The sequence below is a fragment of the Streptomyces sp. SID13726 genome, assembly GCF_010548375.1.
Lineage (GTDB): Bacteria > Actinomycetota > Actinomycetes > Streptomycetales > Streptomycetaceae > Streptomyces.
This window is the reverse complement of sequence record NZ_JAAGLY010000001.1, coordinates 350,306-370,294: the sequence shown is the minus strand read 5'-3', so window position 1 is coordinate 370,294 and position 19,989 is coordinate 350,306. Positions and strand designations below refer to the sequence as shown.

The following is a 19,989-nucleotide window of genomic DNA, read 5'->3' as shown; positions in this document are numbered from 1 at the left end:
CGGCCACCGGTACCGGATTGCCCGGCTCTCCGGTATCACCGGTACCGAAAGGAGGAAGGGGTACTTCGGGTACCGTCCGCGTGCTCTCCCGGGTACCTGGAGAGCGATGTCAGAATGTTGAGCGACGGATAATTTTTCGGGCATGGCTGTAGTTGTCACCGGTATAGGAGTCGTGCTCCCCGGCGCGACCCATGTCAATGAATTCTGGCAGGACGTGCGCGACGGCAATTCCCGGCTCGGCTTTCTGACCCGCTGTACGCCCGGCCGGACCGGTGTGCGGGTGGCCGGCGAACTGCGGGACTTCGACCACCGCAAGTTCCTGCCGGAGCTGAGCGAGAAGTTCGCGAGCCGGTACACCCGTGACGCGCTGGCCGCCATGTCGGCCGTCGAGGAGGCCCGCCGGGACGCGGGGCTCGGCACCGGTGAGATCGACCCGCGCCGGCTCTCCCTCCTCGCCTCCTCCTCGCGCGGCCCGCTGGCCTGGATCGGCGAGGTCCTGTCGGCCGGGGAAGGGCCTGCGGACGACTCCGTGCGGGACGGGGCGGCGGACGGCTCCGTACGGGTAGGACCAGGACGGGTCGGACCGGCGGACCGCTCCGTACGGGACGAGCTCGCCGCGGACCCGGCCGGGGCGCAGGAACGGTACTTCGGCGACAGCGGCGCGATGCTGCGGGGCATGCCGGGCGCGCCCGCGACCCTGTCGGCCATCTACGGCGACATCCGCGGCCTCGTCACCACGCTGAGCAGCGCCTGTGTCGGCGGGCACCACGCCATCGGCATCGGCGCCGACCTGATCCGGGCGGGCAGTGCGGACGCGGTGGTGGTGCTCGGGTACGAGTTCCCGCTGACGCCCCTGGTGTTCGAGTCCTTCACGGCCATGGGCAGCGGGGTGCTGTCGGCCGAGTCCGCCGATCCCCGCCGCGCGATCCGCCCGTACACCCGGGACCGGGAGGGCTTCGCCTTCGGCGAGGGCGCGGTCGCGCTGTGTCTGGAACGCGAGGACCACGCGCGGGCCCGCGGCGCCACCGGCTACGCCCGCGTGCTGGCCCACCGGGCGCTCAACGAAGCCACCCACCCCTTCGGGATGGACATGAGCGGCGAGGTCACCGCGTCGGCGGTCCGCGAGGCCCTCGACGACGCGGGCCGCGCCCCGGCGGACGTCGACTGGTTCTGCGGCCACGGCACGGCCACCCCCAAGAACGACGTGGCCGAGAGCCGGATGCTCGGCGCGCTCTACCCCGGCCTGCCCCGGTCGGCCTGGCCGCCGCTCAGCTCCGTCAAGCCCGTCCACGGCCATCTGCTGGGCGCCACCGGGCTGGTCAACGCGGCGGCGACCGCGCTGGCCCTGCACCACCAGTGCCTGTGCGCGACCGCCAACTACGCGGACGCCGAGCCCGATCCGGAGTGCGACCACGACCACGTCGGCGAGGGGGCCAGGCCCGGCCGCGTCGACCTCGCGGTGTCCCTCGCCTTCGCCATCGGCAGCCAGACCTCGGTGCTCGCGCTGGGCGCCGTATGACCGGTGAACCGGCATCCCCGCGGACCGAGCCTGCGAAGGAGACCATGAGCACGCACAGCCGCGCCGGCGGACGCCCCGTCGTCGTCCCCGACGTCGACACCCTGGTGTCCGAGTACGTCTCCCCCGGCGACCATCTGCATCTGGCCATGACGATGGCCCGGCCCAACGCCATGGTCTACGCGCTCGCCCGGCGGTTCGCGGGCCGGGGCCGGTTCACCGTGAGCACGTCGGCGACGCACACCGCGATGCACGCGCTCGCCATGTCGGGCACGGTCGAGCATCTGGTCACCTGCTTCCTCGGCGACACCTATCCCACGCCCCGCCCGAACCCGCTCTACCGGGACCTGGCCCGGGGCGTCCCGTTCAGCTGCGAGCTGTGGTCGCTGCTGAGTTTCACGCAGCGGCTGATCGCGGGCGCGACCGGCCTGCCGTACGGCGTGACGGCCTCCCTGGTCGGCAGCGACCTGGAGCGGGCGCTTGCCGCGGGCTCGGACGCGGTCCCCGGGCGGTGCCCGAAGTTCGTGCGGGTGGCCGACCCGGCGGGCGGGGACCGGCGGTTCGGGCTGGTGGAGCCGCTGCGTCCGGATCTGACGCTGGTGCACGGCGCGTGCGCGGACCGCCGGGGCAACGTCGTCCTGGTGCCGCCCGCGGGCGAGGGCGCCTGGGCCGCGTACGCCGCCCGGCGCGGGGTGCTGGCCTCCGTGGAGCGGATCGTCCCGGACGCGTTCGTCGACGCGCACCCGGAGCGGGTCGTCGTCCCCGGCCAGCGGGTCGTCGCCCTGTGCGAGGCCCCGCTCGGCGCGCACCCGCAGTCGCTGCGCGGCCTGTCCGTCGGCGACCGGACCGGGGAGGTGGCCGGATACCGCGACGACTACGCCTTCCTCACCGAGCTGGTGGACCGGCTGGCGACCGAGGACGGCGCCAAGGAGTGGTACCGGGAGTGGGTCGAGGAACCGGGCGACCACGCCGGATACCTCCGCAAGCTGGGAGCCGCACGACACGCCCGACTACGCCTGCCGGCCGGGCCGATCACCCCACGCGAGCCGGTCGCACCGGTACGTCGCCCGGCGGTGCCGGACGGAGGGCTCCCCCAGACCGACATCGCCTCACCCTCCGCGCCACTCCCTCAGACCGACAGCACCCCGCCCTCCGCACCACTCCCCCAGACCGACAGCACCCCGCCCTCCGCACCACTCCCCCGGACCGACACGGCCCCACGACCCGAGCACCGCCCCCCGGCCGAAGAACTCCCCCTCTCCGCCCCCCACCCCCGTCCAGCCGTGACCCGGCAGGAGCGGACCATCGTCCTCGGGGCGCGGGCGATCGTCGAGCGGGTCGTCGAGGACGGGTACAACACGTTGCTCGCGGGCATCGGGGTCTCCCACCTGGCCGCCTGGCTGGCCGCCGCGCGGCTGCGCGAGCGGGGCGTGCGGGTGCCGGTCTGCGCCGAACTCGGGTTCTACGGCATGGATCCCGAGCCCGGTGACGTCTTCCTGTTCAGCCAGTTGCACGCCACCCGGTCCCAGCAGCTCGCGGGCATCACGGAGATCCTCGGCGGGATGGTCGCCGCCAACGGCCGCTGCCTGGGCGTCCTGGCAGCCGGTGAGGTGGACGCGCGCGGTGACGTCAACACCAGCCTGCTCGCCGACGGCCGGTGGCTGACCGGTTCCGGCGGCGCCAACGACATCGCCACCAGCACCGACTGCCTGGTGCTGTCCACGGCCTCGCCGCGCAAGTTCGTCGAGCGGGTCGCCTACGTCACCAGCCCCGGCACCCGGGTCCGCGAGGTCGTGAGCCACTTCGGCCGCTTCCGGCGCGAGCCCGCCGCGGACGGCCCCTTCCACCTCGCCACCTGGCTGCCACCCGGCGACGACGGCCCGGCCACCCCGCAGGAGGCCGTGGCACGACTGACCCGCTGGTCCGCGAGCACCGCGGACTGCACCCCCGAACCGGAGATCACCGAAGCCGAGATCGCCTGGCTGCGCGGTCTCGATCCGCAGGGTTTCTACAGGTGAGGAGCACGACTGTGAGCGGTGGAATCTGGGCGGGCCGCGGGCTGTCCTTCCGGGGCTTCGGCCACTACTTCCCGCGCCACTGCGAGGAGATACCGGCCGACCTTCCCGAGGCACCCGAGCTGGAGGCCGCGGTGCTCGGCCCCGAACTCGGCGTGACCCGGCGGCACTTGGCCGACGACACGGAGACCGTGCCGTACATGGCCGTGGAGGCGGGGCGGCGGGCCCTGGAGCAGGCGGGCCTGGAGGCGGCCGACCTGGATCTGGTGGTGTTCTCCTCCTGGTCGCAGCGCCGGTACGCACCGGAGGACGGCCCCCGTATCGCGCTGCGGCTCGGCGCGGAGCGGGCGCTGGCCTTCGACGTGTGCGCCGCCTGCGTGGGCTTCGTGCACGGGGTGCAGACGGCCGCGGCCATGCTCACCAGCCAGCGGTGGCGGCGTGCGCTGGTGATCTGCTCCGACCAGTTCTCCCAGCGCCTGAAGCCGGGGCGCAGGGGTTCGTACGTCGGCGGGGACGGGGCCGGAGCGGCGGTCCTGGAGGTGGGGCCGCCGGACTCCTCCGGGCTGCGGGACTCGGTGCTGCTCAGCTACGGCGAGCACGCGGGCGTCTCCAAGACCTGGGGCAGCGGCGACTGGACGGTCAGCATGCCCAGCATCGCCGACGTGGCCGCGGAGACCGCGGGCCAGGCCGTGGACGTGGTGCTGCGGCGCAACGGCATGACCGTCGCCGACGTCGACCGGATCGTCCCGCACCCCGGCTCGGTACGGATCGCGGAGCGGCTGCTGGAGCGCATCGGCGCGGACCCGGCCCGGGTCCTGACGAACCTGCGCACCCGCGGCCAGACCACGAGCGCGACGATCCCGACCGCCCTGTCCGAGTACGTCGGGTCCGGCGAGCTGCGCAAGGGCGACGTGATCCTGTCGCCCGCGGCGGGCGCCGGCTGGTACTCGGGGGCGCTGCTCTACCAGCTCTGACGCGACCACCGTAGACAGGAAAGGACGTCCCCATGTCCAGCCCCCAGCAGCCGCTCGACGGTACCGGCCCGCCCGTCGTCCTCGGCGGTGTCGGCCACTACTTCCCGGGTGAGCCGGTCACCAACGACTACTTCGAGGACCTGCCGGGACTCGGCATCGACGACGCCTGGATCCGTGAGCACACCGGGGTCGGCGCCCGGCACTGGGCCGGTCCCGACGAGCGGTTCGCCGAGATGGGCGTCAAGGCCGCCCGCGCCGCGCTCGACGACGCGGGGCTCTCCGTCGCCGACGTGGACGTGATCGTCGGCACCAGCGCGACCGCCCGCCCCCGGGCCAACCCGTCCTCGCTCGGCAACAACTACATGGACATCTCCCTCCCGTTGCAGCGGCAGCTCGGCGCGCACGAGGCGTTCTGCTTCGACGTCACCGCGGTCGCCTGTGCCGGCTTCCTGTACGCGAGCGTGGTGGCGCGCGGGCTGCTGGCCACCACCGGGGCGCGCAATGTGCTGGTGGTGTGCGCGGAGAGCCCGCGGGCCATCCTCAACTTCGGTTTCCGCAACTCCGCGCTGTTCGGCGCCGGTGCCGCCGCCGCGGTGTGGCGGCGCGGCGAGTCCACCGGGGCCGGCGCCGACGGGCTGTCCGCGCGCGGCGGCCTGATCGACGTCGTGCTGCGGGCCGACGGCGGTTACTACGACGCCTTCGACATCGACGAGAACGACAAGATGGTGATGCGCGGCGGGGTGCTCTCCGAGGTGACGCCGGACATGCTCGTCGAGGCCGGGCAGACCGTCCTGAAGCGCAACGGCCTCTCTCCTGAGCAGATTTCCTGGTGCGTTCCGCATCAGGCGAACACCAATCTCCTGTACCCGATGGCGGACCGCATCGGAATTCCGCGTGAGCGCATGCTCCTGAATCTCCCGAGGCGCGGCAACACCTCCAGCGTCGGAATGCCGGGCGCGCTCTCCGAATTCGTGCACGACGGCACGGTGAAACCCGGCGAACTGCTTCTGGGCGTGAGCATCGGGCGCGGTCTGAGCTGGGGCGCCATGGTCTTCCGGTACCGGTGACCGCGGTGCCGGACGGGACGAGGAAGGGGCGGGGGACGGACATGTCCGAGTCCAGGAACGCGCTGGTGACCGGGGGTACCCGGGGTCTCGGCCTGGCCGTGGCGCGGCGGCTCGCGGCCGAGGGCTGGCACACCACGGTGCTCGGCCTCGACCCGGGGCGGCTGGACAAGGTGCGGGCGATGGCCGCGGCCGAGGAGCTGCCGCTGCACGCGGTGCGGGCGGACGTGACGTCCGAGGAGTCGGTGCGCGCGGTGTTCGCCGAGCTGACCGGGTCCCGGCCGCTGCACCTGTGTGTGAACAACGCGGGCCGCAACCTGTCCCGGCTGCTGCTGCGGGCGCCGCGCGCGGACGGCGGGGAGCTGCTGACCCACCCGCTGGACGAGTGGGAGCGGACGCTGCGGCTGTGTCTGACGGGGGTGTTCCTGGTGGGCCGGGAGGCCGCCGCGGCCATGGTCAGGCACGGGGTCGGGGGCACCATCGTGAACGTCTCCTCGGGCCTGGCGGCCGGGGCCTACGGGCAGTCCGCGTACACCGCCGCGAAGGCCGGCGTGGAGGCGCTGACCCGTACCTGGTCCTACGAGCTCGGCGGCCACGGGATCCGGGTGGTGGCCGTCGCCCCGGGTGTGATGGACGGCGAGGCGCTGCGGGAGAAGAGCACCGCCCTGCCCCGGCACGCCCGCTACATGGACGGCCTCAAGCGCTTCGTGCCGCTGGGCCGTTGGGGCGCGGAGGAGGAGGTGGCCGACGCGGTGTGCTTCGCCGCGCGGAACCCCTACGTCACGGGCTCGGTGATCCGGGTCGACGGCGGCGGGCCGCCCGGCTGGGTGCCCTGACGACCTGCCCGCGGTGAATTCCCTTTCCCTGACCGGCACTTCGCGCGACTCCACGGTCAGCCATCGAGTACTGGAGGCCAGATGCCACCGAACTGGGCAGGTGCCGGAATCCGTTTCACCGGATTCGGCCACTATTTCGGTTCCGAGGAAATACACAACGAGAGCGCCGAGAACGCCACGACGAGTTCCGTGGAGGACCGGGTCATCGGCGGTGTCGGCGTACGCACCCGCTATCGGGCGACCGACGCCGAGACCCCCGTCCACATGGCCGCCCAGGCGTCCCGGCAGGCCCTGAAGCAGGCCGGTGTCGACGCCGGTGACATCGACCTGGTCGTGGTCAGCCACTGGACGGACCGCGACTACGTGCACGAGGTCGGGGCGCTCACCGCGGCGGAGCTCGGCATCAAGGGGCCGATGGCGTTCGAGATCGCCGGTTCCTGCGCCGGATTCATCCAGGCGGTGCACACCGCGGCGGCGTTCCTCACCTCGCCGGCCGGCCATCGCCGGGCCCTGGTGGCCACCACCGAGCGGGTCACCCGGCGGGTGCGGCCGGGGTCCAAGGGGGCGATGCTCGTCTCCGACGGGGCGGGCGCCTGTGTGCTGGAGGCGGCGCCCGGCCGGGCCGACGGGCTCATCGACTCGGTGTTCCACACCGACGGCAGCCTCGCCCACATGTCCGCGGCGGGCGGCGACCAGGGCTGGGTGCGCAGCCATCCCGACCTCAACGACGTGGCCCTCACCCATGTCCGGGACGCCGTGGAGGACCTCCTCGCGCGCAACGGGCTGACCGTGGACGACATCGACTGGCTCATCCCGCACTCGGGCACCGAGCCGCTGGCCAAGGGCATCCAGCACCGCCTCGGCGCCGACCCGGCCCGTGTCCTGACCAACCTCTCCCATCGCGGCAACGTCTCCAGCGCCTCCATCCCGACCACCGTGTCGGAGCTGCTGGAGCGCGGGGTGGTCGCGCCCGGAGACCTGGTGCTGTCCCCGTCGATCGGCGGCGGGGTCTGGTGCTGGGGCGGCCTGCTGTACCGGATCTGAGCGAGGGGCGCGGCAGTGACCATGACCAAGAGTCCCCGGGACGCCCTCGTCACCGGAATGGGCTTCTGTCTGCCGGGGCGGACCGCTCCGACGGCGACGCCCGAGCAGTTCTGGGCGGCCGTCTCGCACGGGGAGTCGTTCCTGGAGCAGGCGGACGGGACGTACTTCGGGAGCGTCCCCCTCGACCCGGGGGCGGCGGCCGAGCGGCTGCCGGAGATCCCGGCGCGCTTCGTGGAGAAGTACTCCGACATCCATCTGTACGGTCTGCTGGCCCTGTTGGAGGCGTGCGCGGACGCGGAGCTGGACTGGCGGGCAGGCGCACTTCAGGAGGCTGCGGTGCTCGCGGCCCGCAACGCCACCGCCGACACCATCGTCGACACCTATCTGCCGGTGCTGCTGGCCGACACCCGGCACATCAGTCCGCGCGAGGCCCGCTCCGTGCTGTTCCGCAACGTCCTGGGCGCGGTGATGTCCGACGTGGAGACGACCCAGGCGGGCCTGGTGGGCGCCACCGGCCCCAGTTACACGCTGTCCTGCGGCTGCGCCTCGTCGTCCGTGCTCCTCGGCAACGCGGCCCGCATGATCGCGTCCGGCGAGACGGACGTGGCGGTCGTCACCGGCGCCGACTACTGGCGGGAGAGCAGGCTGCGCCAGTACGCGGAGCTGGAGGAGCGGTCGGTGACCGGCACCGAGCCGCAGACCGCGACCCTCGTCCACCAGCCGATGCGCCCCTACGACGAGCGCGCCGCGGGCCTCAACTACGGCAACGGCGCAGCCACTTTGATCCTTGAGAGCCGTGAGCACGCGGACCGCCGGGGCGTGCGGCCCTACGGCCGGGTGCTGTCCCAGGTCACCGCACGCAACGCCCAGCCGAACCTCGCCCTGGACCTGACCGGCGCCGGCGCCGCCCGTGCCGCGCGCCGGTGTCTGGACGGGTTCGCGGCACCGGACGAGATCGACTACGTCAACGGGGCCGCCACCGGGGACCGGGCTTTCAACACGATGGAGGGCAACATCATGCCGGCGATCTTCGGCGAGCGGGCGGCCACCCTGCCCGTCACCGTGCAGGAGGCCGTGTTCGGCCACAGCGGGGCGCCGCTCGGTGTCATCGGTGCCGCGGCGACGCTCCAGATGATGCGTCACGGCCAGGTCGCGCCGACCGCCAACTGCGAGAAACCGGCCGACGTGTGCACCTTCGACCCGGTGCCGGGCACGCGGGGCCGGGCCGCGCGGATCGACCTCGCCCTGAGTCTCAACTACACGATCGGTTCCGTCGCGAGCGCCGTCCTGCTGGGAGCCGACGATGACTGAGCCGACCGGTCCTGACACCGCCCTGCTGACGACGCCGTCGCTGGCGCCGGTCGGCCCGCTCGTCCTCCTGGAGTCGGAGCCTGGCGCGCCCCACACACGGGCCGTACGGGCGGCCTGGGAGCGCTACGGCTTCCGGGTGGAGGCCGCGCACGACCTGACGCCGGCCCAATTGCCGGACGTGTACTGCGTGGTGGCCGTCGGCAACGAGGCGCTCGGCGGGCGCGCCGGCGTCCCGCTGCGCCGGGGCCAGGTGGCCAGGGTGCTCACCGCGATGGCCCGCCGGGGCCGAGGTCGCGCCGTGCTGGTCACCGACGGCGGGCCACAGGTGCACGACGACGCCGGTGCCGAGGCCGCCGCCGGCCGCGCGGCCGACCACGCCTGGTGGCAGCACCTGGCCAAGCGCTGCACCGCCCGGGGCGTGCCGGTGAACACCGTACGCGTCGGCTACGCGCCGTTCCTCGGCCACCGGCTGTCCCCGGGCGCGGAGGCCGAGCTGCTGCGGCACCTGGTCACCCGCCGGGCCCTTCAGCCGGAGGAACTCGCGGCGGCCCTGCGCCTGTTGGCGTCCCGGAGCCTCGGCAACCTGGCGGGCGAGACCCTCCCCCTGGACGGCGGCCTGGACGCCGCGGTCGTCCCCATGCCCTCGGCCCGCGCCGCACACCCCGACCCCGCTCCCGCCGAACCCGGGCCCGGCCCCGACCCGTTCCGCCTGGACGGCCGCACCGTGCTGGTCACCGGCGCCAGCGGCGGCATCGGGGCGAGCGTCGCGCGGGAGTGTGCCGCGCGCGGGGCCGGGGTGGTGCTCGCGGCGCGGCGGCGGCCCGAGTTGGAGAAGCTGGCCGCCGAGTTGCGGGAGGCGGGCGGGCGTTGCTGGGTGCTCCCCGTCGACCTGGCCGAACCGGCCCACGCCGCCGGTCTGGTGAGCGAGGCGTGGGAGCGCACCGGCGGTGTCGACGCGCTCGCCTACGCGGCGGGCGCGGTCGCCTTCGACGGCGCCGGGGACAACACGAGCGGCCGGGCCAGGCTGCTCGCCCTGAACACCCTGTCGTACGCGAGTGTCTGCGAGGCCCTGCTCACCCGCTGGTCGGCGACCGGCCGGGAGGGTGCCGTGGCCGTGGTCTCCTCGCTCGCCGCGGTGAGCGCGCCGGTGGCGAACCTGGCCAGCTACGGCGTGAGCAAGGCCGGCGCGACCCTGTTCACCCAGCACCTCGCCACCACGGCCGCCCGGCACGGCGTGCGGGCCAACAGCGTGCTGCCGGGCTTCGTCCGCACCCCGATGACGGATGTGACGAACCCTCAGTTCCTCGCCGCCACCAACCAGTTGGTGCCCACCGGCCGGATGAGCGAGCCGGACGAGGTAGCCGCGCTGGTGTGCTACCTGATCAGCCCCGCGGCGGCCGGCCTGACCGGCGCGGCCCTGCGGATCGACGGCGGCGGCCACTGTCTGGCCGGACTGCCGCCGCTGACCCGGCCCGTGTCCCCCCGCACACCTCCAGGGAGTCCCAAGTGACCGAGGACAGGCCCCTCAAGGGCAAGGTGGCACTCGTCGCGGGTGCCTCGTCGGGCATCGGCGCGGGCATCGCCCGTACGCTCGCCGCGGCCGGTGCGTCGGTCGCGCTGGTGGCCCGCCGTGAACGCGAACTGGCCGCCGTGGAGCGGGAGGTGGCCGCGCACGAGGTGCCGGTCATCGCGCTCACCGCCGATCTGGCCGCCGAGGACGCTCCCCAGGACGCGGTGACCGCCGCCGAGCGGGCGCTGGGCCCCGTCGACATCCTGGTGAACAACGCCGCCCTGGCCCGCACCGGACCCATCCACGACACCCGGCCCCGGCACTGGCGTCAGGCGTTCCGGCTCAACCTGGACGTGCCGTTCCTGCTGATCCGCGCCGTGCTGCCGGGGATGCGGGCGCGCGGGCACGGCTGGATCGTCAACATCAGCTCGGAGGGCAGCCTGCTCCAGGCGGACTGGTCGGCGCCGTACTCCATCACCAAGCGCGCCCTGAACGCGCTGACCGCCCAGGTGGACATCGAGAACCGGCACCTGGGCGTGCGGGCGGTCGCGGTGCTGCCCGGCTGGGTGCGCACCGATCTGGCGCAGGACCCCGAGGAGTTCGGGGTGGACGTCGACCGGCTGCTCGACCCCTCGGACGTGGCGGACGTCGTGCTGTGGGCCGTCACCCTGCCGCCGCGGGTCGGGGTGGGCCCGCTGATCCCGGTGCGGCCGGTGAGCCGGAACGCGCAGACGGCCGTCAACTGGGAGCAGTACCTGCGGTCCGTACGCCACTACGACACCGTGGGCGGCCACATGCTCGACGCGACCGGGATGCCCGAGTGACCGGCCCGCGGCCCGCCCCGGCCGGGACCCCCGTGGTCGAGATCCTGGCGCCGGAGGACCCCCGGGTGCCGGGGGCCGAGGACTGTGTGACGGGCGAGCTGATCGCCGCCCGGGCCCGCGCGCACCCCGAGCGGGTGTACGCGGTCTTCGAGGACGGCACCGAGTGGACGTACGGCGAGGTCCACGACGACGCGCGCGCCACCGCCGCCGCGCTGCACCGCCTCGGTGTGCGCCAGGACGACACCGTGCTGTGCTGGCTGCCCAACGGCCGGGACGCGCTGCGGATCTGGTTCGGCGTCAACCTCCTGGGCGCGGTCCACGTGCCGGTGAACACCGCCTACCGCGGCGGTCTGCTGGAGCACGTCCTGGACGGCTCCGGCGCACGGGTGCTGATCGCGCACGCGGCGCTCACCGAGCGCCTGGAGCACACCGGTGGCGGCCGTCTCGACACGGTCGTCGTCCTCGGCGGCGCCCCCGGAAAGGCCCTTCCCGGCTCCCCCCGGGTCGTGGGCCCGGAGGCGCTGCGGGCCGCGCCCGAGGAGTTCGTGCCGCCGCCGCGGCCGGTCGCCCCGTGGGACACCATGGCGGTGATCTACACGTCGGGCACCACCGGCCCCTCCAAGGGCGTGCTGGTCTCCTACGTCCACCACTACTCCACCGTGACGGCCCTGCTCGACGAGGACATCACCGAGCACGACCGCTATCTGCTGAACCTCCCGCTGTGCCACGGGGGCGGCACCGAAGTGGCGTACTGCATGCTCCTGTTCGGCGGTTCGGCGGTGGTCGTCGACAGCTTCCGCACCGCCGAGTTCTGGGACGTGGTCCGCCGTCACAGGGTGACCATGTGCACCCTGCTGGGCGCGATGACCGACTTCCTGCTCGGTGTCGCCCCGGCGCCCGGCGACCGGGACCATCCGCTGCGCACCGCGTGCGTGATCCCGCTGAACCGTCAGGCCCTCGACTTCGGCCGGCGTTTCGGCGTGGGCGTGTACACGGGCTTCAACATGTCGGAGACGCCGGCGCCGATCGTGTCCGCGCTGGACCCTGAACGTCCCGGCAGCTGCGGCCGGCCCCGGCCGGGGGTGCAGTGCCGGGTGGTCGACGAGCACGGCGTGGACGTACCGGACGGGACCGTGGGTGAGCTGGTGCTGCGCGCGGACCGGCCCTGGTCGATGTTCCACGGCTATCACGGCATGCCGGAGGCGACCGCGGCGGCGTGGCGGCACGGCTGGTTCCGGACCGGGGACGCCGTGCTGCGCGAGCCGGACGGCGACTACTTCTTCGTCGACCGGGTCAAGGACGCGATCCGGCGCCGGGGCGAGAACGTGTCCTCGGCGGAGGTGGAGAGCGAGCTGCTGGGTCATCCGGCGGTGGAGCTGGCCGCGGCCGTGGCGGTGCCCAGCGAGCACTCCGAGGACGAGATCCTCGCCGCCCTGGTGCTGCGCCCCGGCGCCCGGCTCGACCCGGCGGAGCTGATCGGGCATCTGCGGCCGCGCATGGCCCACTTCATGGTGCCGCGCTATGTCCGGGTCCTGCCCGAACTCCCCGTGACCGAGACGGGGAAGGTCCGCAAGGAGGTGCTGCGCGCCCAGGGGGTCACCCCCGACACCTGGGACCGGGCGGCCGCCGGGATCGAGGTCACCCGTGACCGTGTCGGCTGATCCGGGCGCGGGGCGGCGCCGGGTCGTCGACGTGTGCGTGCTGGCCCTGGACCGCGAGTGCTGGCGGACCTACTTCCGGGGTCTGGCCGCGGTCGCCCCGGCGTATCTGCGGGCGTTCGGCCGCCACGCCACCTCGGTCTTCGGCGCCGACCACGCCTCCTTCCGGGCCCGGCTCGACACCGGCGACCAGGCCGCGGCGATCGACCTGCTGGTCGCGGGCCGGCCCGAACGCACCGACGCCGAAGCGCTGCTGAAGGACATGGACGACAACGGCGTGGTCCACCAGGTCCTGATGAGCTGCGGGGGCGCCACCGCCGACGGCGACGACGTGAACGCCCGGGTGGCCGCCGTCGCCGCCGAGGCGCCCGACCGGATGCAGGCGTGGGCCGGCATCGACCTCACCGATCCCCGCCGGGCGGTGACGGAGCTGGAGCGCTGCCACGCCCTGGGGATGCGGGGGTTCGCGGTGACCCCGTTCTGGCAGGGCGTCGACCCGCGCGACCCGGCGTACGACCCGGTCTTCGGGCGGGCCCGGGAGCTGGGCATGCCGCTGTGGCTGCACACCGGGCACCACTTCGCGCGGCACGCCCACGACCTGTGCCATCCCCGCAACGTCGACTGGATCGCCCGCCGGCACCCCGGGCTGCCGATCGTCGCCGGGCACGCGGCCTGGCCGTGGGTGCTGGAGATGGTCTCCATCGCCCAGCGCCACCGCGAGGTCTACCTCGACCTCTCCTCCCACCGGCCGCCCTGGATGTCCCGCCCCGGTTCGGGCTGGGAGCCCCTTCTCCTGTACGGCGCCACCGCACTGCGCGACCGGGTCCTGTTCGGCTCGGCGACCTGGGTCAACGCCGACCCGGTCGCCGTCCTGGCCGATCAGGTGGCGGCCCTGGGCCTCGGCGACGAGGTCACCGACCGCTGGCTGTACGGCAACGCGGCCCGGCTTCTGGAACTGGAGCGGCGCTGACCCCCGGCTCCGGGCTCACCCCAGCAGAGTCCCAACAGAGAGGCAACCTGTCGTGATCGACCCCGCCGAATTCGCCCTGTGGAACAGCGGCGTCCCCCGTCCCTACCTCAAGGCCCTGTCCCCCGATGACCTGCTCGCGGAGGCGGACGGCGTCCGTGTCCGCGACGCCGCTGGCCGCCGGTACCTCGACGCGCGCTCCGGGCTGTGGAACGTCACGCTCGGCTACGGCAACACCCGTGTGAAGGAGGCCATGAAGCAGCAGCTGGACCGGCTGCCCTTCGCCAACAGCCACGGCTACGGCCGTCCGGCGCAGGTCACCGTGGACTGCGCCGAGGCCCTGGTGCGCCATCTGCCGGACGGCATCAACCACGTCCGCTTCGCCAGCAACGGCGCCCAGGCGGTGGAGATGGCGCTGCTGCTCTCCCGGTTCCTGCGGCTGCGGGCGGGACAGCCCGAGCGGATGGCGGTGTTCGCCATGTGGGACGGCTTCCACGGGCAGGGTCCGGGCGCCGGCATGGTGACCGGCGTCCCCTATCTGCACCACCAGACCGGCCCGATGCTCCCGCAGGTGCACCACGCCCCGGGCCCCTTCTCGCACGGCGCGGTCGAGGGCGTCAGCGACATGGAGCGGCTCATCACGGAGTTCGGGCCCGAGCGGGTGACCGCGGTGATCGTGGAGCCGATCGTCGGCGAGGGCGGCCACATCCTCTCCCCCGACTACCTCGCCTCGCTCGCCCGGTTCTGCCGCCGGCACGACATCCACCTGGTCTTCGACGAGGTCGTCACCGGCATGGGCCGGGTCGGCGACTTCACCCGGGCCGGCCAACTGCCCGACGTCACGCCCGACATCATCACCCTGGGCAAGGGCATCACCTCCGGGTACATCCCGATGTCGGCCGTGGCCGTCCACGACCGCCTCTTCGAGCAGCTGCACGACCGCACCACCGCCGAGACCGCGCTCAGCGTCGGCTCCACCAACGACGGTCACGCCGTGGCCGCCGCGGCGGCGCTCGCGGTCATCCGGGTGCTGGAGGAGGACGGCGTCCTGGAGAACGTACGGCAGCGCTCCACGGACCTGGTCGGCGCGCTCGGCAAGGTCCAGGCCCAGCACCCGGAGCTGACCGGGGTGCGCTGCCTCGGCCTGTTCTGCGGGCTGGAGTTCGGCGAGCCGGGCGGCGAGCCCTGGACGCCGGGCCGGGTGAACAAGCTGCGCATGGCGCTGGAGAGCCACGGCGTGCTCAGCTCCAGCCTCCGGGTCGTCCCGAACCTGATGCTGATGCCGCCCCTGGTCATCACGGAGGACGACGTCACGGAGATCGCCGGCGCGCTCGACGCCGCGCTCACCGACGTCAAGGCGGGCCGTGTCCCCGAGTCCGGCTTCGCCCGGGCCATGGGGTGACACGGCCCCGGCAGCGCAGTGGTCCCACCGTTCCCCACCACCGTACGGAAGGCGAGCGACACCATGACCAAGACCAGCAGGCAGTGGCAGGAAGAGGCGAAGGCCGAGTGGGACCGCTACGCCGACATCTGGGACAGCTGGACGCCTGAGGACAACCGTGACGACGCCGAGGAGGCCGCGGACTTCCTGGCCGACCTCGCCAAGGGCGGCTCGGCCCTGGAACTGGGCGTCGGAACCGGCCGGGTGGCGCTCCCGCTGGCCGAGCGGGGGGTGCGGGTGAGCGGTATCGACGCCTCCCCGAAGATGCTGAGCAGGCTGAAGGAGAAGCCGGGCGGGGACCGCGTCCAGGTCTTCGAGGGCAACTTCGCGGACGTCGACGTCGAGGAGGAGTACGACGTCGTCTTCATCGCGCTGGCCACCCTGTTCGTCCTGCCCGACCAGGGCGAGCAGGCGCGCTGCCTGGCCAACAGCGCGAAGCGGCTCAAGCCCGGCGGGCGGCTGGTCGTGCAGAACATCGTGCCGGACCTGACGAACTACCAGCGGGGCCGGCACAACGACTACGGCATGACCGAGCCCTTCCGGCTCTCCGGGCGGCTGGCCGGGCATCCCCGGCTGGCCTGGTTCGAGATGAACCACGTCGACCCGACGACCCAGCTGATCAAGCGCACGGACGTCATCCTGAGCGAGAAGGGCAACCGTGTCATCGCGGCGACCATGCGCTTCATCTGGCCCTCGGAGCAGGACCTGATGGCCCGTCTGGGCGGCCTCGAACTGGAGGACCGCTGGGGCGGCTGGCGCAAGGAGCCCTTCCACTACGACAGCAGGGACGCGGTCTCCGTCTACCGCAGGGCGTGACGGCCGTCGCACACCCGTACTGAGCGGGGCCGGGAACGGTGGACGACCGTTCCCGGCCCCGCCGTCGTGCCACGCGCGCGTGGCGCCTCGCGTACAGGCATCCGCGGTACTCAACCGGCGTCAGGTCCGGTACTTCCGGGGCGTAGGTCGCCGGGCGGGTGCTCGATACGCTGGCCCTTCCGATCCCGTGGAACGCCGATTCAGGGTGGGCAGACGTGTGGCCGGTGCGTGGGGGCAGGAGCAGGGCTCGGGGAGCGGCGGCGAGGAGCCGCACGTGGTCGTGGAGGAGCGCGGCCCGCTGCTGGTGGTCCGGCTGAACCGGCCGCGGGTGCGCAACGCCCTGACCCGTGCCATGGCCGAGCGGCTGGCCGCGGCCTTCGCCCACCTGGACGCCACCGCGCGGCTGCGGGTCGGGGTGCTCACCGGTACGCCGCCCGCGTTCTGCTCCGGCATGGACCTGGCGGCCTTCGCCCGCGGCGAGCGGGCGTCCCTGCCGGACCGGGGCTTCGGCGGTCTGACGGCACGGCCGCCGGCCAAGCCGCTGATCGCGGCCGTGGAGGGCGCGGCGGTCGGGGGCGGCTTCGAGATGGTGCTGGCCTGCGATCTGGTGGTGGCGGCGGCCGACGCGCGGTTCGCGCTGCCCGAGGTGCGCCGGGACCTGGTGGCGGCGGCCGGCGGACTGCTGCGGCTGCCGCGCGCCATCCCGCCCGCGGTGGCGATGGAGATGGCTCTGACCGGCGAGCCGATCGACGCGGCCCGGGCGCACGCCCTCGGGCTCGTCAACCGGGTCGTGGCCCCCGGTACCGCGCTGGCGGCGGCCTGCGAACTCGGCGAGCGGGTGGCGGCGCACGCCCCCCAGGTCGTGCTGGCCACCAAGCGGGTCCTGGGCCGGGTGCGCGACGGCGAACTCGCCGACGAGTACCGCGCGCACCGTCAGGAGCTGGCGGAGATCCTCGACTCCCCCGACGCGAGCGCCGGGGCACGGGACTTCCTCCAGGGCGGTCAGGACCGGGGGAGGGTCAGCCCCTGAGCGCGGTGGTCATCCGGCCCTGGCCCGAGTACTTGCGGAACAGCTCGCGCCGGCCGCTGACGCCCAGTTTCCGCAGGGCGCTGCTGACCTGGTTCTTTATGGTCTGGGGCGCCAGGGAGAGCTCCCCGGCGATCTCCTCGTTGGTGTAGCGGCGCAGGACCAGGCTCAGCACCTGCGCCTCTCTGCGGGTGACGCCCGGTGACACGTCGGAGGTGACGCTCCGTATGTCGATGTCGTCCCGCTCGTCCTTGCCGAGCATCCACATGCGCTGGCCGTCGTAGGTGCGCTCGACCGCGTCGACGAGTTCCGCGCTGCCGACGCTCTTGTGCAGAAAGCTGTCGGCACCTGCCGAGATGGCGGCGACGACGGCTCCGGGCGAGGCGTCGCCGGTGAACACCACGGCCCGGGGAGCGTTCTCCATCGCCTTCAGCCGCTGACACAGATCGATCCCGCGCGCGCCGTCCTCCAGTTCGAGTTCCAGGACGACGACACCCGGGCGGGAGGTCTTGATCGTGTTCCATGCCTCGCTGCTCGTCGCCGCCTCGGCCGTCCAGGCGACTCGCGTCTCGAGCAGTGACGAGAGTCCGTGCCTGACGACCGGATGTCGGTCGACGACGAGAACACCTAACGCTTGCATGGAGAACTCCTCACACAGTGAGTGCAGCGGCCGCTGGTCGAGTCGATCATGCGCACAGGTTCAAGAAAGCCTCGTAGGACATTTCCGAGGCCGGAATCAGCCGCTCCTCCCCTGCCAGGTCATATGACAGACGGCTGGCTTAGAGACTGTCACGGACCGGTGGCTCTCGGGAGCCACCGGTCGTACCTTGTACGAGAAATCGTACGGTACTTCAAGTACCAGAAGGTATGACTTTCGGGAAATCGGCGCATACCGCAGCGAAAGACAATCACCCGCGAGCCCCCGCGTTCGAGAGTTCGACGAAGACGTGGGGGCCGGCCTCAGCGTGCGGTGTTGACGTGCACGTACTCCACGAGCCGGGTCAGCGCGTCCGGGTCGGTGGACGGCATGACTCCGTGGCCGAGATTGAAGATGTGGCCCTCCAGGCCCGCGGCCGAGTCCAGTACCTCACGGGTCTTGGCCTCGACGGCCTCGGTGGAGGCGAACAGGACCGTCGGGTCGAGGTTGCCCTGGAACGCCTTGCCGGGACCGACCCGGCGGGCGGCCTCGTCGAGCGGGACACGCCAGTCGACGCCGACGACGTCCGCACCGGCCTCGCTCATCAGCTTCAGCAGTTCACCGGTGCCGACGCCGAAGTGGATGCGGGGGACGCCGTACCCCTCGACCGCCTTGAAGACCTTCGCGGAGGCGGGCAGCACGGAGCGGCGGTAGTCGACGGGGGCGAGGGCGCCGGCCCACGAGTCGAAGAGCTGGACGGCGGAGGCGCCGGCCTCGATCTGGACCTTCAGGAAGGCGGCGGTGATCTCGGCGAGACGGTCCAGCAGGTCGGCCCAGAGCTGGGGGTCGCCGTACATCATCGACTTGGCGTTCTCGTACGTGCGCGACGGACCGCCCTCGACGAGGTAGCTCGCGAGGGTGAAAGGCGCCCCGGCGAAACCGATGAGGGGGGTCGGGCCCAGCTCGCGGGTCAGCAGGCCGATGGCCTCGGTGACGTAGGAGACGTCCTCGGGGGTGAGGTCGCGCAGCTGGGCCAGGTCGGCGCGGGTGCGGATCGGCTTCGCGATGACCGGGCCGACGCCGGGCTTGATGTCGAGGTCGATGCCGATGGCCCGGAGCGGGACGACGATGTCGCTGAAGAAGATCGCCGCGTCGACGCCGTGCCGGCGGACCGGCTGGAGGGTGATCTCGGTGATCAGCTCGGGGCGTTCGCAGGATTCCAGCATCGGGACGCCCTCGCGGACCTTGCGGTACTCCGGGAGCGAGCGGCCGGCCTGACGCATGAACCAGACGGGCGTGTGCGGCACGGGCTCGCGCCGGCAGGCCTTCAGGAAGGCGGAGTCGTACGTGGCTGACGGCAGCGTGTCGTTTGCACTCACGCCGGAAAGTCTCGCACGGGGCGGGGGGTGCCTCGTGACCGGTACCGCCGACGACCAGGTGGGGCCAAGTCCGGGTGTCTAGGGCGGCACCACGGCCCCGTTCCCTTTAACCTTCCGGCATGGCTGCGGCTCAGGGACGACTGTCGGACGGCGCTGGTGGGATGGACGACGCGAAGGAAGGGGACCGGGATGGGAGCGGTACGGCTCCGCCGGCTTTCCAGGCCGCGGTTCAGGCCCTGCGCGGCAGTCGGCTGCGGCCGCAGATCGAGATCGAGCCGACCCGGGCTCCGCAGCGGCTCGCCCCGCACGCGTACGCCCTGGAGGCCACCGTCGTCGACGGCGACCAGGATCTCGCCGACGGCCGCCTCGTGCTGCTGCACGACCCGGACGGGCACGACGCCTGGCGGGGCACCTTCCGCCTGGTGACGCTGGTGCGCGCGGAGCTGGAGCCGGAGATGGCGGCCGACCCGCTGCTGCCCGAGGTGTGCTGGTCCTGGCTGACCGGCGCGCTCGCGGCGCGCGGGCTGTCGTACGGCGAACCGAGCGGCACCGTCACGCGCGCGAGCTCGCACTACTTCGGCGGGCTGTCCGAGCGCCCCGCGACCTCGCAGATCGAGATCCGGGCCTCCTGGACGCCCCGCGAGGGCCTGGGCGGAGTGCCGGACGCGGTGGGGCACCTGGCCTCCTGGTGCGATCTGCTGGCCCAGATCGCGGGCCTGCCGCCGGCCAGCCCCGGGGACGCGTCGGTCGTGACGCTGCCCCAGCGCCGGGACCCGCAGGCGCGCTGACCCCTCCCCCGTCTCCCCCCGTCGACCGGATCACGGACAGGTACCCCACACTGACCATCAATTTGTCGATACGGCCACTTTCAGTCAGGAGTGAACCCTCGAACGAACCGATCCGTTCACCGAACGATCGATCGCACGTCCGAATTGCACCAATTGTTACTCACTAGATCGTGATCATTCTC

Annotated in this window: 17 protein-coding genes; 15 read left to right on the top strand and 2 right to left on the bottom strand. The window is 73.1% G+C overall.

Translation table 11 applies throughout. The annotated features are described in order from the left end of the window. Positions 1 to 142: 142 nt before the first annotated feature. From G3I78_RS01570 to G3I78_RS01500, 14 genes are all read left to right on the top strand, one after another. The gene (locus tag G3I78_RS01570; protein WP_164420879.1) at positions 143 to 1,519 is read left to right on the top strand and encodes a beta-ketoacyl synthase N-terminal-like domain-containing protein; all 1,377 of its coding nucleotides are present in this window, start codon (positions 143 to 145) and stop codon (positions 1,517 to 1,519) included. Positions 1,520 to 1,563: 44 nt separating this feature from the next. Beyond that, positions 1,564 to 3,534 (top strand): CoA-transferase, encoded by a 1,971-nt coding sequence (locus G3I78_RS51675; protein WP_239157574.1) that lies wholly within the window; start codon positions 1,564 to 1,566, stop codon positions 3,532 to 3,534. Between the two features lie 11 nt (positions 3,535 to 3,545). After that, entirely contained in the window at positions 3,546 to 4,505 is a 960-nt protein-coding gene (locus G3I78_RS51670) for a ketoacyl-ACP synthase III (RefSeq protein WP_164420878.1), read from the top strand. A gap of 32 nt (positions 4,506 to 4,537) precedes the next feature. Continuing rightward, positions 4,538 to 5,572, top strand: a complete 1,035-nt coding sequence (locus G3I78_RS01550) for a ketoacyl-ACP synthase III (RefSeq protein WP_164420877.1) — start codon at positions 4,538 to 4,540, stop codon at positions 5,570 to 5,572. A gap of 41 nt (positions 5,573 to 5,613) precedes the next feature. Next, positions 5,614 to 6,405 carry an SDR family NAD(P)-dependent oxidoreductase gene (locus G3I78_RS01545; protein WP_164420876.1) on the top strand — a complete coding sequence of 264 codons (792 nt, stop codon included), beginning with the start codon at positions 5,614 to 5,616 and terminating at the stop codon, positions 6,403 to 6,405. An 81-nt stretch (positions 6,406 to 6,486) separates the two neighbouring features. Next, positions 6,487 to 7,449: a ketoacyl-ACP synthase III gene (locus tag G3I78_RS01540; protein WP_164420875.1), complete on the top strand. Its 963-nt coding sequence runs from the start codon at positions 6,487 to 6,489 to the stop codon at positions 7,447 to 7,449. 21 nt (positions 7,450 to 7,470) lie between these two features. Beyond that, positions 7,471 to 8,760 carry a beta-ketoacyl synthase N-terminal-like domain-containing protein gene (locus tag G3I78_RS01535; RefSeq protein ID WP_164420874.1) on the top strand — a complete coding sequence of 430 codons (1,290 nt, stop codon included), beginning with the start codon at positions 7,471 to 7,473 and terminating at the stop codon, positions 8,758 to 8,760. After that, positions 8,753 to 10,270 (top strand): SDR family oxidoreductase, encoded by a 1,518-nt coding sequence (locus tag G3I78_RS01530; protein WP_164420873.1) that lies wholly within the window; start codon positions 8,753 to 8,755, stop codon positions 10,268 to 10,270. The genes G3I78_RS01535 and G3I78_RS01530 overlap by 8 nt, the downstream gene beginning before the upstream one ends. Continuing rightward, positions 10,267 to 11,094: an SDR family oxidoreductase gene (locus tag G3I78_RS01525; RefSeq protein WP_164420872.1), complete on the top strand. Its 828-nt coding sequence runs from the start codon at positions 10,267 to 10,269 to the stop codon at positions 11,092 to 11,094. The genes G3I78_RS01530 and G3I78_RS01525 overlap by 4 nt, the downstream gene beginning before the upstream one ends. Then, positions 11,091 to 12,755: an AMP-binding protein gene (locus tag G3I78_RS01520; RefSeq protein WP_343243623.1), complete on the top strand. Its 1,665-nt coding sequence runs from the start codon at positions 11,091 to 11,093 to the stop codon at positions 12,753 to 12,755. Before G3I78_RS01525 ends, G3I78_RS01520 begins: the two co-directional genes overlap by 4 nt. Beyond that, positions 12,739 to 13,722, top strand: coding sequence for an amidohydrolase family protein (locus G3I78_RS51665; protein WP_164420871.1), 984 nt, complete (start codon positions 12,739 to 12,741; stop codon positions 13,720 to 13,722). The genes G3I78_RS01520 and G3I78_RS51665 overlap by 17 nt, the downstream gene beginning before the upstream one ends. A 52-nt stretch (positions 13,723 to 13,774) precedes the next feature. Further along, positions 13,775 to 15,121: an aminotransferase class III-fold pyridoxal phosphate-dependent enzyme gene (locus tag G3I78_RS01510; protein ID WP_164420870.1), complete on the top strand. Its 1,347-nt coding sequence runs from the start codon at positions 13,775 to 13,777 to the stop codon at positions 15,119 to 15,121. Between the two features lie 63 nt (positions 15,122 to 15,184). Beyond that, on the top strand, positions 15,185 to 15,976 hold the full coding sequence (locus tag G3I78_RS01505; protein ID WP_164420869.1) for a class I SAM-dependent methyltransferase: 792 nt from the start codon (positions 15,185 to 15,187) through the stop codon (positions 15,974 to 15,976). A gap of 217 nt (positions 15,977 to 16,193) precedes the next feature. Further along, the gene (locus G3I78_RS01500; protein WP_164420868.1) at positions 16,194 to 17,006 is read left to right on the top strand and encodes a crotonase/enoyl-CoA hydratase family protein; all 813 of its coding nucleotides are present in this window, start codon (positions 16,194 to 16,196) and stop codon (positions 17,004 to 17,006) included. On the opposite strand, the gene G3I78_RS01495 is transcribed toward G3I78_RS01500, so the two are convergent. Then, positions 16,996 to 17,643, bottom strand: a complete 648-nt coding sequence (locus G3I78_RS01495) for a response regulator transcription factor (protein ID WP_164420867.1) — start codon at positions 17,641 to 17,643, stop codon at positions 16,996 to 16,998. The genes G3I78_RS01500 and G3I78_RS01495 overlap by 11 nt on opposite strands. 320 nt (positions 17,644 to 17,963) lie before the next feature. Continuing rightward, complete coding sequence (gene hemE / locus G3I78_RS01490; RefSeq protein WP_164420866.1) at positions 17,964 to 19,019, bottom strand: uroporphyrinogen decarboxylase; 1,056 nt, start codon at positions 19,017 to 19,019, stop codon at positions 17,964 to 17,966. A 119-nt stretch (positions 19,020 to 19,138) separates the two neighbouring features. On the opposite strand from hemE, the gene G3I78_RS01485 reads away from it, so the two are divergent. Next, the gene (locus G3I78_RS01485) at positions 19,139 to 19,807 is read left to right on the top strand and encodes a DUF3000 domain-containing protein (RefSeq protein WP_164420865.1); all 669 of its coding nucleotides are present in this window, start codon (positions 19,139 to 19,141) and stop codon (positions 19,805 to 19,807) included. Positions 19,808 to 19,989: the final 182 nt, after the last annotated feature.